Origin of the sequence: Saccharomonospora piscinae (assembly GCF_005862235.1) — a bacterium.
Classification (GTDB): domain Bacteria; phylum Actinomycetota; class Actinomycetes; order Mycobacteriales; family Pseudonocardiaceae; genus Saccharomonospora; species Saccharomonospora piscinae.
In genome coordinates, this window is sequence record NZ_VCEK01000002.1 from 1 (window position 1) to 15647 (window position 15647).

18 protein-coding genes are annotated in these 15647 nt (G+C 70.8%); 4 read left to right on the top strand and 14 right to left on the bottom strand.

Annotated features, from left to right (window positions below; translation table 11 throughout):
• Positions 1 to 177 precede the first annotated feature (177 nt).
• The 4 genes from FFT09_RS05490 to FFT09_RS05505 all read right to left on the bottom strand — a co-directional run bounded on the left by FFT09_RS05490 (position 178) and on the right by FFT09_RS05505 (position 2959).
• On the bottom strand, positions 178 to 822 hold the full coding sequence (locus tag FFT09_RS05490; RefSeq protein WP_167305359.1) for an Abi-alpha family protein: 645 nt from the start codon (positions 820 to 822) through the stop codon (positions 178 to 180).
• 23 nt (positions 823 to 845) lie between these two features.
• A complete protein-coding gene (locus FFT09_RS05495) occupies positions 846 to 1160 on the bottom strand; it encodes a hypothetical protein (protein WP_176218265.1) in 315 nt (104 codons plus the stop codon).
• A 228-nt stretch (positions 1161 to 1388) separates the two neighbouring features.
• On the bottom strand, positions 1389 to 2000 hold the full coding sequence (locus FFT09_RS05500; protein WP_081191780.1) for an alpha/beta hydrolase: 612 nt from the start codon (positions 1998 to 2000) through the stop codon (positions 1389 to 1391).
• Positions 1997 to 2959: a ring-cleaving dioxygenase gene (locus FFT09_RS05505; RefSeq protein ID WP_138382060.1), complete on the bottom strand. Its 963-nt coding sequence runs from the start codon at positions 2957 to 2959 to the stop codon at positions 1997 to 1999. Before FFT09_RS05505 ends, FFT09_RS05500 begins: the two co-directional genes overlap by 4 nt.
• A 94-nt stretch (positions 2960 to 3053) precedes the next feature.
• On the opposite strand from FFT09_RS05505, the gene FFT09_RS05510 reads away from it, so the two are divergent.
• Positions 3054 to 3548 carry a MarR family winged helix-turn-helix transcriptional regulator gene (locus FFT09_RS05510; protein ID WP_081191783.1) on the top strand — a complete coding sequence of 165 codons (495 nt, stop codon included), beginning with the start codon at positions 3054 to 3056 and terminating at the stop codon, positions 3546 to 3548.
• A gap of 42 nt (positions 3549 to 3590) precedes the next feature.
• Here FFT09_RS05510 and FFT09_RS05515 read toward each other — a convergent pair whose 3' ends face one another.
• From FFT09_RS05515 to FFT09_RS05530, 4 genes are all read right to left on the bottom strand, one after another.
• The gene (locus FFT09_RS05515; protein WP_138382061.1) at positions 3591 to 4208 is read right to left on the bottom strand and encodes a dihydrofolate reductase family protein; all 618 of its coding nucleotides are present in this window, start codon (positions 4206 to 4208) and stop codon (positions 3591 to 3593) included.
• Between the two features lie 92 nt (positions 4209 to 4300).
• Positions 4301 to 4669, bottom strand: coding sequence for a YciI family protein (locus tag FFT09_RS05520; RefSeq protein WP_081191785.1), 369 nt, complete (start codon positions 4667 to 4669; stop codon positions 4301 to 4303).
• A gap of 80 nt (positions 4670 to 4749) precedes the next feature.
• The gene (locus FFT09_RS05525; protein ID WP_425273042.1) at positions 4750 to 5997 is read right to left on the bottom strand and encodes an RNA polymerase sigma factor; all 1248 of its coding nucleotides are present in this window, start codon (positions 5995 to 5997) and stop codon (positions 4750 to 4752) included.
• Between the two features lie 7 nt (positions 5998 to 6004).
• The gene (locus FFT09_RS05530) at positions 6005 to 6373 is read right to left on the bottom strand and encodes a YciI family protein (RefSeq protein WP_081191786.1); all 369 of its coding nucleotides are present in this window, start codon (positions 6371 to 6373) and stop codon (positions 6005 to 6007) included.
• Between the two features lie 300 nt (positions 6374 to 6673).
• On the opposite strand from FFT09_RS05530, the gene FFT09_RS05535 reads away from it, so the two are divergent.
• On the top strand, positions 6674 to 7648 hold the full coding sequence (locus FFT09_RS05535; RefSeq protein WP_244231244.1) for an alpha/beta fold hydrolase: 975 nt from the start codon (positions 6674 to 6676) through the stop codon (positions 7646 to 7648).
• A 47-nt stretch (positions 7649 to 7695) separates the two neighbouring features.
• Here FFT09_RS05535 and paaE read toward each other — a convergent pair whose 3' ends face one another.
• From paaE to paaZ, 6 genes are all read right to left on the bottom strand, one after another.
• On the bottom strand, positions 7696 to 8775 hold the full coding sequence (gene paaE / locus FFT09_RS05540; protein ID WP_081191789.1) for a 1,2-phenylacetyl-CoA epoxidase subunit PaaE: 1080 nt from the start codon (positions 8773 to 8775) through the stop codon (positions 7696 to 7698).
• Positions 8776 to 8903: 128 nt separating this feature from the next.
• The gene (paaD, locus tag FFT09_RS05545; protein WP_024875313.1) at positions 8904 to 9398 is read right to left on the bottom strand and encodes a 1,2-phenylacetyl-CoA epoxidase subunit PaaD; all 495 of its coding nucleotides are present in this window, start codon (positions 9396 to 9398) and stop codon (positions 8904 to 8906) included.
• Positions 9392 to 10261 carry a 1,2-phenylacetyl-CoA epoxidase subunit PaaC gene (paaC, locus tag FFT09_RS05550; RefSeq protein WP_138382062.1) on the bottom strand — a complete coding sequence of 290 codons (870 nt, stop codon included), beginning with the start codon at positions 10259 to 10261 and terminating at the stop codon, positions 9392 to 9394. Before paaC ends, paaD begins: the two co-directional genes overlap by 7 nt.
• Positions 10262 to 10272: 11 nt before the next feature.
• Positions 10273 to 10557, bottom strand: a complete 285-nt coding sequence (gene paaB, locus FFT09_RS05555; protein ID WP_024875315.1) for a 1,2-phenylacetyl-CoA epoxidase subunit PaaB — start codon at positions 10555 to 10557, stop codon at positions 10273 to 10275.
• Positions 10554 to 11507 (bottom strand): 1,2-phenylacetyl-CoA epoxidase subunit PaaA, encoded by a 954-nt coding sequence (gene paaA / locus FFT09_RS05560; RefSeq protein ID WP_081191791.1) that lies wholly within the window; start codon positions 11505 to 11507, stop codon positions 10554 to 10556. Before paaA ends, paaB begins: the two co-directional genes overlap by 4 nt.
• A 2-nt stretch (positions 11508 to 11509) precedes the next feature.
• Positions 11510 to 13549: a phenylacetic acid degradation bifunctional protein PaaZ gene (gene paaZ / locus FFT09_RS05565; protein WP_244231245.1), complete on the bottom strand. Its 2040-nt coding sequence runs from the start codon at positions 13547 to 13549 to the stop codon at positions 11510 to 11512.
• 119 nt (positions 13550 to 13668) lie between these two features.
• Here paaZ and FFT09_RS05570 point away from each other — a divergent pair, with 119 nt between their 5' ends.
• Together FFT09_RS05570 and FFT09_RS05575 are read left to right on the top strand one after the other, a co-directional pair.
• Complete coding sequence (locus tag FFT09_RS05570) at positions 13669 to 14949, top strand: AMP-binding protein (protein WP_244231246.1); 1281 nt, start codon at positions 13669 to 13671, stop codon at positions 14947 to 14949.
• Positions 14950 to 14967: 18 nt separating this feature from the next.
• Positions 14968 to 15579 (top strand): TetR/AcrR family transcriptional regulator, encoded by a 612-nt coding sequence (locus tag FFT09_RS05575; RefSeq protein ID WP_024875319.1) that lies wholly within the window; start codon positions 14968 to 14970, stop codon positions 15577 to 15579.
• The last annotated feature ends 68 nt before the right edge of the window (positions 15580 to 15647 follow it).

Sequence of the window (15647 nt, forward strand, 5' to 3'; positions counted from 1 at the left end):
CCGTGTCCGCAGCCTGCGTAGCCGTGTCCGCAGCCTGCGTAGCCGTGTCCGCAGCCTGCGTAGCCGTGTCCGCATCGTGCGGTGCCGTGTCCGCAGCCTGCGTAGCCGTGTCCGCATCGTGCGGTGCAAACACGGCTACCTAACCTGCGGACACGGCTACCTGACCTGCGGACACGGTTACGGGGCCACGGCCTGCCAGAAGTTCGCTCCGAACTGGCTGATTCGCAGGGTGCGGCGCACGTACGTGGGCCTTCGGGCCAGCCGCGCCGCCTCGACCACCGCGTCGTCAGCGACGAGTACCTCGTACTGGGTGTCCAGCGCGGAGTCCGCCTTGGTGAGGTCGGCCAACCCAGCCCCGACCAGCCGTGTCACGTACACGGGCACACCCTCGGTGAGCACGACTCCCGCCGTGGCGCCGACGGTGGAGGCGTTGCGAAGCACCGTCCGGCCCACGCCACCGAGTGCGGTGCGCTCGGCGACATCGACGGCGGGATGTGGCGCGCCGTCGGCCAGCGTCGCGAGGATACGGACCTCGTCGGGCACCAGATCCGACAGCACCTGCTCGTACAGACGCTGTCGCGCGTCGTCGCGGCCCAGCTCGGCCGACTCCGCGAGCAGGGCGGCGGCCCGCACTCGCAGCGGATCGCCGTCGGCGCTCGGCTCGGGCCTCGGACCGGTGGCTTGCAGTTCGCGGCGGGACGTCGCCGGGTCCCCCGCCGGTGCCCCGTCGTCGACCCCGGGCAGGTAGCGGCTCAGTTCGTAGCCCGTACGCGCCGCCCACCCGGCCATCCGGCCCACACCGCGCACCAGGTTCCGCGTCATCACGGACCCGATGCTACTGCCGATCACGACCCTTTCGGGTGATCCCCATTCGGGTAATAGCCCCAGTGTTCGAGCGCGCTGCGGATGAAGTCGGCCCCGATGCGGTTGGCCGCGGCCACGTTGCCTTCCGGGCAGGCCGGTGCGTCGTCTGGCTCCTGCACCACCCGGTCACCCTCCTGCGCGGGATGGGTCCAGTACTCACCGCACCCCGCGGGGCACGGCATCTCGATGGTGCGCAGGACGCCCCACTGCGGCTGCTGCCACGACAGCACCCCGGACCCGGCACACAGCCGGCAGTCGTCACTTGGGGACCTGGCCGAGTCCTCCACAGTTGCCACAGGCGTCCTTCCGGTTGGGGGCCAGCCCGGAACCAAGGCAGCGCGGGCAGTTCACCATGTCACCGAAGCTCATCGTGCATCGTCCTTCGCGATTTCCGGAAGTGACGACGACTATATTCGCGACATCGGAGCACATCGGCGACTCGCGACGCCATCACCCGATCGCCGCAGCCCGGGCCTCGCCGGGTTTCGTGCAGTGAAGGCCACCCCAGCGCGGGCCGCCGGGCGTCAGCGCCCCAGCCACGCCTTGGCCTCCGCGAGGCCGTCGACGGTGATCTGGTGGCCCCCGCTGTGCCAGTGCTCGGTGACGTCGGCGCCACGCTCGCGCAGCACCGCGGCGAGTTCCTGGGCTGGCGCGAGCGGCGCCATCGGGTCGCGCCTGCCGTTCACCATGAGCACCCGACTGGCGGAGAGATCGTGGTGCGGCGGGTCGGGCACCGGCAGCATGGCCGCGAACAGCACCGCCTCGGCCAGCACGTCGGGTCGCAGCAGTACCGCGGCGGCCGCGATGTTGGCTCCGTTCGAGAACCCGGTGGCCACGAGCCTGCGACCCCCGAGCCCGTAGTGCTCCCGGGCCTCGACCACGAAGTCGGCGAGCTGCCCGGCCCGGTAGATGACGTCTTCGGTGTCGAACACGCCCTCGGCATGACGGCGGAACCAGCGAGCCGCGCCCCGCTCGGTCACCGGACCCGCGGGGGCCAGCATCGGCGAGGACGGGCACAGCTCCTTGCCGAGCGACACGATGTCGGCGGGGCTGCCACCCGTCCCGTGCAGGAGGAGCAGCACCGGGGCCGACGCACTGCCCTCGACGTACTCGTGGTCGAACGTCAGCTCGCTCATGTCCGCACCGGGTTGTTCTCGGCGGGCAGGTCCAGCGCGGGCAACGCCGCCTCGATCTGCTCGCGGTCCGGCTCCAGCCACGGCGGCAGTTTGAGTGCTCTGCCGAGTTCCAGCAACGGCTCGTCGATGCCGAAGCCGGGCTGGTCCGTGGCGATCTCCAGCAGGGTGCCGCCGGGTTCGCGGAAGTAGATGGAGCGGAAGTACTGCCGGTCCAGGATGGACGTGACACCGACCCCGCGGTCGAGCAGTTCGTCGCGCCAGGCCGACTGGGTGTCCTCGTCGGGAGCCCGCCACGCGACGTGGTGCACCGTGCCCGCCGCGACCAGCCCGCGCGGGGCGTCGGGTGTCACCAGGACGTCGACCGTGGCGCCGGGGCCGCCCTCTCCCGCCGCGAACCGGAAACGATCGCGCTCCTCGGCTTCGAACGAGAGGCCGAGGCCCTCCGTCAGCATGCCCGCGGTGGCGTCCTCCCGGCTCACCGACAGCGTCACCGAGTGCAGGCCCCGGATGGCGTGTTCGGCCGGCACCGCCGGGGTGTCCCACGGATCACGCGGGTCGCCCTGCGGGTGCGCCACCAGCGCCAGCGTCAGGCCGTCCGGGTCGCGGAAGTTCAGCGCGTCCTCGCCGTCTCGGTGGACCAGCTCGCTCTCGACTCCGGCCTCGCCGAGGTGCCGCCGCCACCAGCCCAGTGATCGCTCAGGCACGGAGAACGACGTGGTGGTCGCCTGCCCGGTGCCGACTCGGCCTCGGGGCGCGTCCCGCCACGGAAAGAAGGTCAGCAGCGTGCCGGGCCGACCGGACTCGTCACCGTAGTACAGGTGATAGGTGCCCGGGTCGTCGAAGTTCACCGTGGTCTTCACCAGGCGAAGCCCCAGCGTGCGGAGATAGAAGTCGGCGTTGCGCCTGGGGTCACCCCCGATGGCGGTGACGTGGTGCAGTCCGCTCGTCCGAAACGGCATGGCTCCTCCTTGGCGAGTGAGTACCTCCTACGTTAGAGCATAAACTCTTGCGGGCAAGATATATTCCCAGAAGAGAGTCCGGTATCCTGTCGTGGTGCCGATCCAACCCGACGACGATGAGATCGTGACCTGGTGGGGCCTCGTGATCGAGGGCTACCTCGCCACCCAGGACCGCCTGATGGGCGAGATCGCCGAACGTTTCGGACTCGCTCCCGCGTCCTTCGACGTTCTGCTGCGCCTGGTCCGTTCCCCTGATCACCGAATGCCGATGACCCGGCTCGCCCGCGAGGCCGCGCTGTCCAGCGGCGGGTTCACCAAGGTGGCCGACCGGCTCTGCGGCGCGGGCCTGATGCGCCGGGTCGCCAGCACTCACGACCGCCGGGTCACCTACGCCTGCCTGACCGAGCACGGACTGGACGTCGCCCGGCAGGCGCGTACCGCGTGCGCGGAGATCCTCCGCCGCACCGTGCTCGGCCCTCTCGGGCCCGAGGCGTCGGAGGAACTGGCGCGATCCATGCGGCTGCTGCGCGACACCCACAGCGGCGAGCCCGCGCCGGGCCCGGTGAGCGCCAGAAACGGCCGGGTCTAGCAGCGGGCGGTCCGGACGTCGCCGCCCGGACCGCCGTCGCCGTCAGCGGATCACACGGTACGTGAGATGTGCCGCGCTCTCGCCTTCGACGACACGGACTTGCTCCAACGACGGCATGTCGGAGCCGATGCCGTCGAACAGCGGCACCCCGTCGCCCAGCAGGATCGGCACCACGTGCAGCTGGAGTTCGTCGATCAGGCCGGCTCGCAGGTACTGCCGCACCGTCTGTGCCCCGCCCGCGATGTCGACGTTCCGGTCGCCCGCGGCCTCCCGGGCCTGTTTGAGCGCGCTCTCGATGCCGTCGGAGACGAAGGTGAAGCTCGTGCCGCCTGCCTTCTCGAGTACCGGGCGCGGCCGGTTGGTGAGCACGAACACCGGCGCCCGGAACGGCGGATTCTCGCCCCACGGCAGTTCACCGGTGTCGAACATGGTCCGGCCCATCACGACCGCACCGGTGCCGTCGAACCACGCACCGAGAATGCGCGAATCGGTGTTGTCGACGCCGCCGGAGAGGTTCTGCCGCTCGCGCCAGCTGGCGAGACCGGCGAACCACTCGTGCAGTTCGATCCCCCGATCTCCCACCGGATTGTCCGCGGTGATGTTGGGCCCCGCGATGAATCCGTCGAGGGAGATCGCCAGGTCGGCGGTGACAATGGACATGAGTCGTTTCCTTTCTCCGGATGCGGGCGCTGCCGAGCACCAGTGGTGTGCCCTTGAGTCTTGCCCGCGGGTGTGACAGTCCCGGCCGGTCTTCAGTTCGCGGCGTCCGAGTAGACGATCGGCCGGACCTCGATCCCGACACCGTCGAGCCGGGCGTCCGGAATCATCGCGGCGACGGCGTGCGCCCGATCCCTGTCCGCACAGTCGACGATGTAGTACCCACCCATCGACACCTCGGACGGGTGGAACGGGCCACGCCGCACGGCCGTGTCGCCGTCGCTGACGCTCACCACTGTGCTGTCGTCGGTGTCGGCCAGCGCGTGGGTCGACACGAACTCGCCCGTGCGTTTCATCGCCTCGGTGAAGCGGCCGTGTCCCGCGACGATGTCGTCGCGCTGCTGCGTCGACAGGGCCTCGACCAGCTCCGAGATCCCCCGCATGATGAGCATGTAGTGCGGCACAACTGTCCCTTCCTGTCCCGGCACCCGGACGGTGCCTCTCACAGGGAGTCGGAGCGGGACCGCCGATCTCGACACTTCTGTCACCCGGCTCGCGTGAGCCGACCGCACCGGGCTTCGAGGTAGCGCCGCTCCGGCGAGCTGCTCGCGCGGTCACGGGCGGTGCGGTACCACCGCAGCGCCGCGTCGACCTCGCCCGCCATCTCCAGCAGGTGCGCTCGGACGGCCGCGAGCCGGTGGCCGCCCGCCACGCGCTCATCCCGGTCGAGCTCGGCCAGCAATTCCAGGCCGGCGCGGGGACCTCGCACCATCGCGAGCGCCACCGCGTGATTCAGCGTGACCACCGGGCCGGGTGCGATGGCGTCGAGCAGCGTGTACAGGTGCAGGATCTGCGGCCAGTCGGTCTCCTGCGCGTCCGCCGCCTCGTCGTGGATCGCCGCGATCGCGGCCTGTAGCTGGTAAGGACCCGGCCTGCCGCGGCCGAGGACCCCGGTCAGCAGCTCGACGCCCTCCTTGACGGCCGCCGCGTCCCACAGTCGACGGTCCTGCTCGGCCAGCGGGACGAGGTCCCCCTCGGCGGTCGTCCGCGCGGGACGGCGCGCGTCGGTGAGCAGCATGAGCGCGAGCAGTCCGGTCACCTCGCCGTCGTCCGGCGCCAGCGCGTGGACCAGGCGCGTCAACCGCACGGCCTCGTCGGTCAGCTCCTCGCGGTGCAGGTCCGGGCCCGACGTCGCCGTGTAGCCCTCGTTGAACAGCAGGTACAGCACGTGCAGCACCGCACCCAGCCGGTCGGCGAGTTCCGATTCGCCGGGCATGCCGAACACCGCGCCACTCGACCGGATGCGGGCCTTCGCCCTGCTGATGCGCTGTGCCATCGTCGACTCGGAAACCAGAAACGCTCCGGCGATCTGCGCGGTGGTCAGGCCGCACACGGCACGCAACGTCAGCGCGAGGCGAGCGTTGTCGGGCAGCACCGGGTGGCAGCACAGGAACAACAGGAGCAGCGTGTCGTCCCGGCTCGGCCGCACGGTGTCGGCCTCCCCCGGCCCGGGGGCCACCCGGTCGGCGGGCGGCACCAGGGCCGCGACGGCGTCCTCCCTGCGCCGGCGCGCCAGGTCACTGCGGTACTCGTCGGTCAACCGGCGCGACGCGACCGTGAGCAGCCAGCCACGGGGACTCGCCGGGACGCCGTCCTCGCGCCACCGGAGCGAGGCGCTCAGCAGCGCCTCCTGGACGGCGTCCTCACAGGCGTCGAAGCGGCCCTCCCTGCGGACCAGCATCCCCAGGATCTGCGGAGCCATCTCGCGGAGCAGGCCGTCGATGTCCGGCACGAGACGCTCAGCCGGTGCGGCTGTCCGAGAAGACGATCGGGCGCACCTCGATGGCGAGCCCCTCGACACCGGCGTCCGGGATCAGCGCGGCCACCGCGCGCGCACGCTCGGCGCTCTCGCACTCCACCACGTAGAAGCCCGCGAGAAACTCCTTCGACTCGGCGAAGGGCCCGTCCGTCACAGTCGTGACCCCGTCCCGAACCGCCACGACGGCACTGGACGACGGGGCGTCCAGCGCGTCGGTACTGACGAACTCGCCCGTCTGACTGATGGCCGCGATGAATTCGCCATGGCCCTGCTGGATCTCCGTGCGCACCTGCTCGGGCAGGGAGTCCCAGACCTCGCGGTTCGAGTAGATCGACAGTAGGTACTTCACCGGCCACTCACTCCGTTCTCGACTGCGCAGGCATCCGCACGGAGGGTACACGCTCGGTCACGGATTTCCCGTACATTCGCGGGAGCGACCACTGCGGATGCAACGGTCTTCCCACCGTCCGAATCAGACCCGAACGCGCCGGGCCGGCGGCTCGCCGCGGACCGGCCGGTCCGCGAGTCGTGGCGGAGACGGGCGAAAACGGTGCCAAGAAGTTCTCTTGTCGATCTCGACCTTCACCGGGTCGGCCTGCTTCACTGTGTTGCCCACTGTGACGAGTGCGACTCAAGGAGGCACCGCCAAGTGAACGTGACACGACGAGGGCTTCTCGTGATGGGAGCGGGGACGGCCGTGGCCGCCGCTGCCGGAACCACCGCAGCGGCCGCCGGCACCGGTCCCGGAACCATATCGAATCACCACCTGGCTCGGTCCCTGCACGGCGGCTTCAGCAGCCACTACGCCACGGTCAACGGCGTCAGGTTGCACTACGTCGCCGGAGGCCACGGCGAGCCGCTGATCCTGCTGCACGGGTGGCCCCAGACGTGGTGGGAGTTCAGCAAGGTCATGCCCGCACTCGCGCGGCACTACCGGGTCATCGCGGTCGACCTGCGCGGCGGCGGTGCGTCGGACAAGCCCGAGGGCGGCTACGACAAGAAGACCATGGCGCGCGACATCGCCGAGCTGATCCGTGCCCTGGGCTACGACAGCGCCCACGTCGCGGGCCACGACATCGGTTCGATCGTCGGCTACAGCCTCGCCGCCAACCACCCCGAGCGGTTGCGCAAGCTGGCGATGCTGGCGGTGACCCATCCGGACGAGAGCTACTACGAGTTCCGCATGTTGCCGAAGCCCGAGGACCCGTTCCACCTGTGGTGGTTCGCTTTCACCCAGGTACGCGAGCTGCCCGAGCAGCTCGTCGAGGGGCGCTCCCGGTTCCTGATCGACTGGATGCTCGACAACGCCATGCAGAACCCGGCCGCGGTGACCGATTTCGACCGGCGGGTCTACGCGCAGGCTTACGACTCGCGCGACACCATCCGCGGCACCAACGGCTGGTACCAGGCGTTCGGCCAGGACATCGCCGACATGGCGACCTACGCTCCCGTGTCGACCCCCATCCTGGGGATGGCCGACGGGTTCTTCTACACGAGCATGAGCCAGACCCTGCCCCAGGTCGCGAAGGACGTGACGCTCAAGGAGGTCACCGGGGCCGGGCACTACTTCATCGAGGAGAAGCCGGACATGGTCGCCGACGAGCTGATCGGCTTCTTCGGCTGAGACGGCTGCGACCCCGCGAGCGCGCCCGAGGGTGACCCCGGGCGCGCTCAGGCGTCGTAGTCCAGCCGCACGACGTCCGAGACCGGCCGAGCCTGGCAGGTCAGCACGAACCCCTGCGCCACCTCGGCGTCCTCCAGCGCGAAGTTGCGCCGCATCCGCACCTCGCCGTCGACCACCCTGGCCCGGCAGGTCCCGCACACACCGCCCTTGCAGGCGAACGGCAGATCGGGTCGCACGCGCTGCACTCCGTCCAGGATCGCCGACGTCCGCTCCACCGCGACCGTGCTGGCGCGGCCGTCGAGGGTCACGGTGACCTCGCTGGCCTCGCCGGTGATCTCCTCGTCGGGGTGGCGTACCGGTTCGGGCGGCACATCGTCCACAAAGAACAGTTCCTGGCGGATGCGGGAGTCGTCGACGCCGTGGGCGCGCAGCAGTTCCCGCGCGCCGGTCACCATGCCGTACGGCCCGCACAGCCACCAGCACTCAACCGAGGCGACGTCCGGTACCAGGCGGAGCAACTCGGCGAGCTTGGCCCTGTCGAGCCTGCCGGTGAACAGCTCCGCCTCTCTCGGCTCCCGGGACAGCACGTGTACCAGCTGCAGCCGGTCGGGACAGCGGTCCTTGAGCTCCGCCAGCTCGTCGGCGAACATCACGGTGTCCGAACGGCGGTTGCCGTAGAGCAGCATCGCGTCCACCTCGGGATCGCGCAGCACCGAGGCGAGGATCGACAACACCGGCGTGATGCCCGAACCCGCCGCGACGAAGACGTGCTGAGCCGGGCCGGGCTCGGGGACGAAGGTGCCGGTGGGGGTTCCGACGTCGAGGCGGTCGCCGGGCCGCACGTCGTGGACCAGCCAAGACGAGAACATGCCGCCGGGGATCTCGCGCACCCCGATCCTCGGCCGCTCGCCCTCGGCGGCGCACACGGAGTATGAGCGTCGTTCCTCCCGACCGTCCACCGTGCGCCGCAGCGTCAGAGACTGGCCGGGCCGGAAGTCGTAGTCGCGCGCGAGTGCGTCGGGCACCTCGAAGGTCACCGCGACCGCGTCGTCACACAACCGCGTGACGTCGGCGACGGTGAGTGGGTGGAAGACCGTCCGAAGCCGGGACGGAGCGGAGGCGGTCACTGGTCCTCCCTGAGGCCGGACTCCGACGGCCGGCGCGTGAAGTGCGGACACGACTGCACAAAGTGCGGACACGGCTGCATGGGCTGCGGACACGGCTGCATGGGCTGCGGACACGGTGTCAGGGGCACTCAGAACTCCTTCACGTGCTCGAACGGTTCCTCGCAGGCACGGCAGCGCCGCAGCGAGCGGCAGGCCGTCGAGCCGAAGGCGGACAGCGACACGGTGTCGCGCGAGCCGCAACGCGGGCACGGGACCACGCGGCGCGGTGGTTCCAGCGTCAGCGGCACCGCGGTCCCCGCTCCGCCGGACACCACGTGCTGCGGCGGCGCGATTCCCGCCTCGGTGAGCCTGTTCCGGCCCCGCTCGCTGATCCAGTCGCTGGTCCACGGCGGATGCAGCACCGTGCGGACCTCGACCTCGGCGAACCCGGCACGGTGCAGGGCCCGCACCACGTCCGCCCGCATCTCGTCCATCGCGGGGCAGCCGCTGTAGGTCGGGGTCAGCGACACCACGACCCGGCCGTCCGATTCGGACACATCGCGGAGCACGCCGAGATCGGCCAGCGTCAGCATCGGCAGCTCGGGATCGCGGACCTGTTCCGCCACGGAGCGCGCGGTCACCATGTCGCCTCCGGGTGTGCGCGTGCGACGCTCTGCAACTCGGCCAGCAGGTACCCCATCGCCTCGGTGTGGACGCCGTCGCGGCCCGCCCGGCCGGACACGCCGGGTGCCGGGGCGACGTCGGGCACGGTCAGCGTCGCGGCGGAGAGCACGCGCTCGACGACGTCGTCGAACTCGGGCCGCACGAGCGAAGGGTCCACCGCAACGCCCTGCTCGGCCAGCGTCCGCTCGACCGGGTGGGGCTCGAACAGTTCGGCCACGTAGGGCCATACCGTGGTGAGTCCCGCCCGCATCCGCTCGCGGGAGAAGTCGGTGCCGTCACCGAGCCGGACGGTCCACTGTGCTGCGTGGTCGCGATGATAGGTGAGTTCCTTCACGGCCTTGGCCGCGACGGCCGCGAGCACCGGGTCACGGGAGTCCACCAGCCGCCGCAGCACGGCCAGCCGCCAGGTGGACAGCACGAGCAGCCTGGCGACGAGCTCGCCGAAGTCGCCGCAGGGCAACTCCGCCAGCCGGACGTTGCGGAACTCGTGCTCGTCGCGCAGGAAGGCGTAGTCGTCCTCGCTCCGCTCACCCGGGCGGGACAGCAGCAGCCTGGCCTGGCCCAGCAGGTCGAGCCCGATGTTGGCCAGCGCCACCTCCTCCTCCAGTTCGGGGGCGCGCGTACACCACTGCTGCAACCGGTGCGACGTCACGAGCGCGTCGTCACCGAGCATCAGGCAGTACGCGGTGAGGGCGTCACGATCCACACCCGGCGGGACGGTGGTGTCCACGCCGGTCAGCGGATCGGCGAACCCGGTGCCGAAGGCCCAGTGAGCGGAGTCCTCGGCATCGGTGATGGCCTCGTAGACGTTGTCGAATGCCATGATGGTCCGCCTCACATGTGCGGGACGTCGTCGGGAATGTCGTAGAACGTCGGGTGGCGGTACACCTTGTCGCCACTGGGCTCGAAGAACGGGTCCTTCTCGTCCGGGCTCGACGCGGTGATGTCGCGCGACCGCACGACCCAGATGCTCACGCCCTCGTTGCGCCGCGTGTAGAGATCGCGGGCGTTGTGCAGCGCCACCTCGTCGTCGGGCGCGCGCAGCGACCCGACGTGAACGTGGTTGAGCCCGCGCTTGCCGCGCACGAACACCTCGTAGAGAGGCCACTGACCACTCATGCCGCACCGTCCCGTTCCGCCCGCCTTGCCGCGTGCGCCGCGGCGGCCTCCCTGACCCACGCGCCGTCGTCGTGGGCGGCACGCCGGTGCGCCACGCGCTCGGCGTTGCACGGCCCGTTGCCCGCCACGACGCGCTTGAACTCCGCCCAGTCGATGGCCCCGAAGTCGTAGTGCTCGCGTTCGGCGTTCCACCTCAGGTCGGGATCGGGCAGTGTCACGCCCAGCGCATCGGCCTGCGGCACCGTCATGTCCACGAACCGCTGCCGGAGCTCGTCGTTGGTGTGGCGCTTGATCTTCCACGCCATCGAGCGTTCGGTGTGCGGCGAGTCGGCGTCGGGCGGGCCGAACATCATCAGCGACGGCCACCACCAGCGATCGGTGGCGTCCTGCACCATGCGGCGCTGCGAGTCGCTTCCGCGCATCATCGTCATCAGCAGCTCGTAGCCCTGCCGCTGGTGGAAGGACTCCTCCTTGCAGATGCGGATCATGGCGCGGGCGTAGGGACCGTACGAGCTGCGGCACAGCGGGACCTGGTTGCAAATCGCCGCGCCGTCGACCAACCAGCCGATCACGCCGACGTCGGCGAAGCTCAGCGTCGGGTAGTTGAAGATCGACGAGTACTTCTGCCTGCCCTCGATCAGCTTGCGGGTCAGCTCGTCCCGGTCGGCGCCCAGGGTTTCGGCCGCCGAGTACAGATACAGCCCGTGCCCCGCCTCGTCCTGCACCTTCGCGAGCAGGATGGCCTTGCGCCGCAGCGACGGAGCCCTGGTGATCCAGTTGCCTTCCGGCTGCATGCCGATGATCTCGGAGTGCGCGTGCTGCGCGATCATCCGGATCATCGTGGCGCGGTAGTCGTCCGGTACCCAGTCCCTCGGCTCGACGCGCTCCTCGCGCGCGATCACTTCCTCGAACCGGCGTTCCAGCTCAGCGGGCTCCGCGGTCGCGGTCATGGTCAGCCCTCCTTGGCGACGAGGGTCAGCACGTCGTACTTGGCCACCGACTCGCCCTCGGCGTTGGTGACGTCGGCGTCCCAGCGGACCTCGCCGTAGTCGGCGCCCGTGCGTGGGGTGATGCGCTTGGCGGTGAGAGTCACGGTCAGCGAGTCGCCGGGCTTCACCGGAGTGAGGAACCGCAGGTTCTCCAGTCCGTAGTTGGCGAGCACCGGACCGGGCTCCGGCGAGACGAACAGCCCGGCCGCGAGCGACACCACCAGGTAGCCGTGGGCGACGATGCCGCCGAAGAGCGGGTTCTCGACCGCCGCCTGCTCGTCGGTGTGGGCGTAGAAGGTGTCGCCGGTGAACTCGGCGAAGTGCGCGATGTCCTCGCTCGTCACGGTCCTCGGCCCAGCGACGACCGCGTCGCCGACCCGCAGCCGCGACAGCGGCTTGCGGAACGGGTGCTCCCCCTCGCGGCGCGGCGCGCCCGCCACCCACTCGCCGGTGACGGCGCTGAGCACGGCCGGGCTCGCCTGCACCGAGGTCCGCTGCATGTGGTGGGCCACGCCGTGCAGCCCGGCGAGCTCCTGACCACCGCCTGCCCGGCCGGGACCACCGTGGACGAGCTGCGGCAGCGGCGAGCCGTGCCCGGTGGACTCCCCGGCGTCGTCCGCGTCGAGCACCAGCAGGCGCCCGTGCCAGGGTGCCGCCCCGAGCACGACGGCGCGGGCGAAGTCGGCGTCGGCGGTCACCACCGAGCCCGCGAGGCTGCCCTGCCCGCGCGCGGCGAGGTCGACGAGCTGCTCCACCGACCGGTACGGCATCAGGGTGCTCACCGGACCGAACGCCTCGACCTCGTGGGGTTCGGCCCGGTCGGGGTCGTCGGCGCGCAGCAGGACCGGGGAACAGAACGCGCCGCGTTCGGGGTCGGCGTCCACCACGTCGACGTGGTCCGGGTCGCCGAACACGACGCGGCCCGCGTCGCGCAGCGCCTTGAGGCTGCGGCGCAACTCCTCGCGCTGTTCGAGGCTGGCCAGCGCACCCATGCGCACGTCGGGGTGCGCCGGGTTGCCGACCGGGACGGCGGCCAGTCGTTCGGCCACGGCCTGTTCCACGTCGTCGATCAGCTCCGCCGGCACGAAGGCCCTGCGGATCGCGGTGCACTTCTGCCCGGCCTTCACGGTCATCTCGGTGACGAGCGAGTCGACGTAGAGGTCGAACTCGACGGTGCCCGGGGTGGCGTCCGGCCCGAGCGCCGAGAGGTTGAGCGAGTCCGCCTCGGCGTTGAACCGCACGCTGTGCCGCACCACGGTGGGGTGGGCGCGCAGGCGCCGCGCGGTGTCGGCCGAGCCGGTGAACGACACGAGGTCCTGCGGCGTGAGGTGGTCGAGCAGATCGCCGGCACCACCGCACACCAGCTGGAGCGCGCCCTCGGGCAGCAGCCCCGACTCGACGATCAGCTCCACCAGCCGGTGGGTGAGGTAGGCGGTCTGGCTCGCGGGCTTGACCAGGGTCGGCACCCCGGCCACGAACGCGGGCGCGAACTTCTCCAGCGGCCCCCACACGGGGAAGTTGAACGCGTTGATCTGGACGGCCACGCCGTGCAGCGGGGTGAGCAGGTGCCTGCCGAGGAACGTGCCGCCCTTACCGAGCGGGAGCACCGGGCCGTCGGCGCACACGGTGTCGTCGGGCAGCTCACGCCGCGCGAGGCTGGAGTAGGCGAACAGCGTGCCGATCCCGCCGTCGACGTCGAACTTCGCGTCACCACGTGTGGCACCGGTGTGCGCCGAGAGGGCGTACAGCTCGTCGCGGTGCTCGCGCAGGTGGGAGGCGAGTGCCTTGAGCAGGGCACCCCGCTGGTGGAACGTCAGCTCCCGCAGCGCGGGCCCGCCGGTCCGGCGGCCGTGCTCCAGCGCGGCACCCAGATCGAGGCCGCTGGCGGAGATCCGGGCGACGTCATGGCCGGTCACCGCGTCGCGGACGGGTGTGCCGTCGTCCGAGGGCCTGCGCCATCCCCCGGAGACGTAGCTGGGCAACACCGTCGGTACCCCTGTCACCACGAACCTCCTCATTGATTTACCAAACGTTCGGCCAGTAATTTTAGGGGGCACAAGTCACGCCGGACAACGCCCGCACGGACCCGATCTCGCGCCGGGAAGAAGGAGTGTTCGACACCGTGCCGAAACCAGCCCTCGACCCCGAGGAACACCTCGATCCCGACGGCCTGCGTGACCTGCGGCTTCGCCGCCTGCGGCAGACGCTGCGCCACGCCTACGACAACGTCAGGCTGTACCGCCGCAGGATCGACGAGGCGGGGCTGGACCCCGACCGGGCCGAGCCGGCCGACCTCGCGCGACTGCCGTTCACCACGAAGCAGGACCTGCGCGAGCACTACCCGACCGGCCTGTTCGCGGTCCCGCGCGAACGGCTTGCCCGCATCCACGCCTCCAGCGGCACCACCGGCTCACCGACCGTCGTCGGCTACACCGCCGAGGACATCCGCACCTGGTCGGCGCTCATGGCGCGCTCGATCAGGGCCGCCGGTGGCGGGCCGGGCGACACCGTCCACGTGGCCTACGGCTACGGCCTGTTCACCGGCGGGCTGGGCGCGCACTACGGCGCCGAGGCGCTCGGCTGCACCGTGATCCCGGCCTCCGGCGGCATGACGGCCCGCCAGGTGCGCCTCATCGCCGACCTCCGGCCCGAGGTCATCATGGTCACCCCGACGTACCTGCTGACCCTGCTCGACGAGTTCGCACGGCAGGGCCTCGACCCCGCGGAGTCGTCACTGCGGGTCGGCATCCTGGGCGCCGAGCCGTGGACCGAGGGAATGCGGGAGGAGATCGAGCAGCGCGCCGGGTTGCGGGCACTGGACATCTACGGCTTGTCGGAGATCATGGGCCCCGGTGTGGCACAGGAGTGCGCGGACACGAAGGACGGCCTGCACATCTGGGAGGACCACTTCTACCCCGAGATCGTCGATCCGGTCACCGGCGAGGTGCTCGGCGACGGTGAGCACGGCGAGCTGGTCATCACCACGCTCACCAGGCAGGCGATGCCGCTGCTGCGCTACCGCACGCGGGACCTGACGACCCTGCGGCCCGGCACGGCCCGTCCCGCGCACCGCAGGATGGACCGCATCACGGGCCGCTCGGACGACATGATCATCCTGCGGGGCGTGAACATGTTCCCCACCCAGTTCGAGCGGATCATCCTCGGCACCGAGGGGCTGTCCCCGCACTTCCAGCTCGTGCTGTCCTCGCGCGACCGGCTGGACCAGCTCACCGTGCGGGTGGAGGCCGCACCGGGCGCCTCGGGGCTCGACCCGGTGCCCGCGCTGGTCGCCGAGCGGGTCCGTTCGGAGATCGGAGTCACCGTGGCCGTCGACGTGGTGGAGCCCGAGACGCTGGAGCGCTCGGTCGGCAAGCTGCGCCGGGTGATCGACCAGCGAGGATGATCGGGGATACTGACACCCATGACCACAACGCAGCGCACGGGGTCCGGGCGCCGGGGACGGCCCGGGTACGACCTGGAGTCGCTGCTGCGCATCGCCGTCGACCTGTTCAACGAACGCGGTTACGACGGGACCAGCATGGAGGACCTCGCGCGCAGGCTCGGCATCACCAAGTCCGCGATCTACCACCACGTGAGCGGTAAGCAGGAACTGCTGCGGCTCGGTGTCGATCGGGCACTGGACGGCCTGCTCGGTGTCGCGGACGAGGCCGCGGCGCTCCAGGGGCGCGCCATCGACCGGCTCGACCACCTCGTGCGGGGCAGCGTGGCCGTGCTCGTCGATCGGCTTCCGTTCGTCACCCTGCTGCTGCGGGTGCGGGGCAACACCGACGTCGAGCGCGACGCTCTGGCCCGGCGGCGCCGGTTCGACCGGACCGTCGCCGATCTCGTGGCACAGGCCGAACGCGACGGCGACGTGCGCCCCGACGTCGATCCGGCCCTCACCGCACGCCTGTTGTTCGGAATGGTCAATTCCCTGGTGGAGTGGTATCGCCCCCGCGGGGATGACACCCACATTATCGATGCCGTGGCCAGCGTCGCTTTTCACGGCATTCGCGATACCACCAACCGGTGAAGTGATCTGCCACACTCTTCGATTCCCGCTTAGTTCTCGTGTGGCGCGGGTAGCAAAAACGGCGAGGC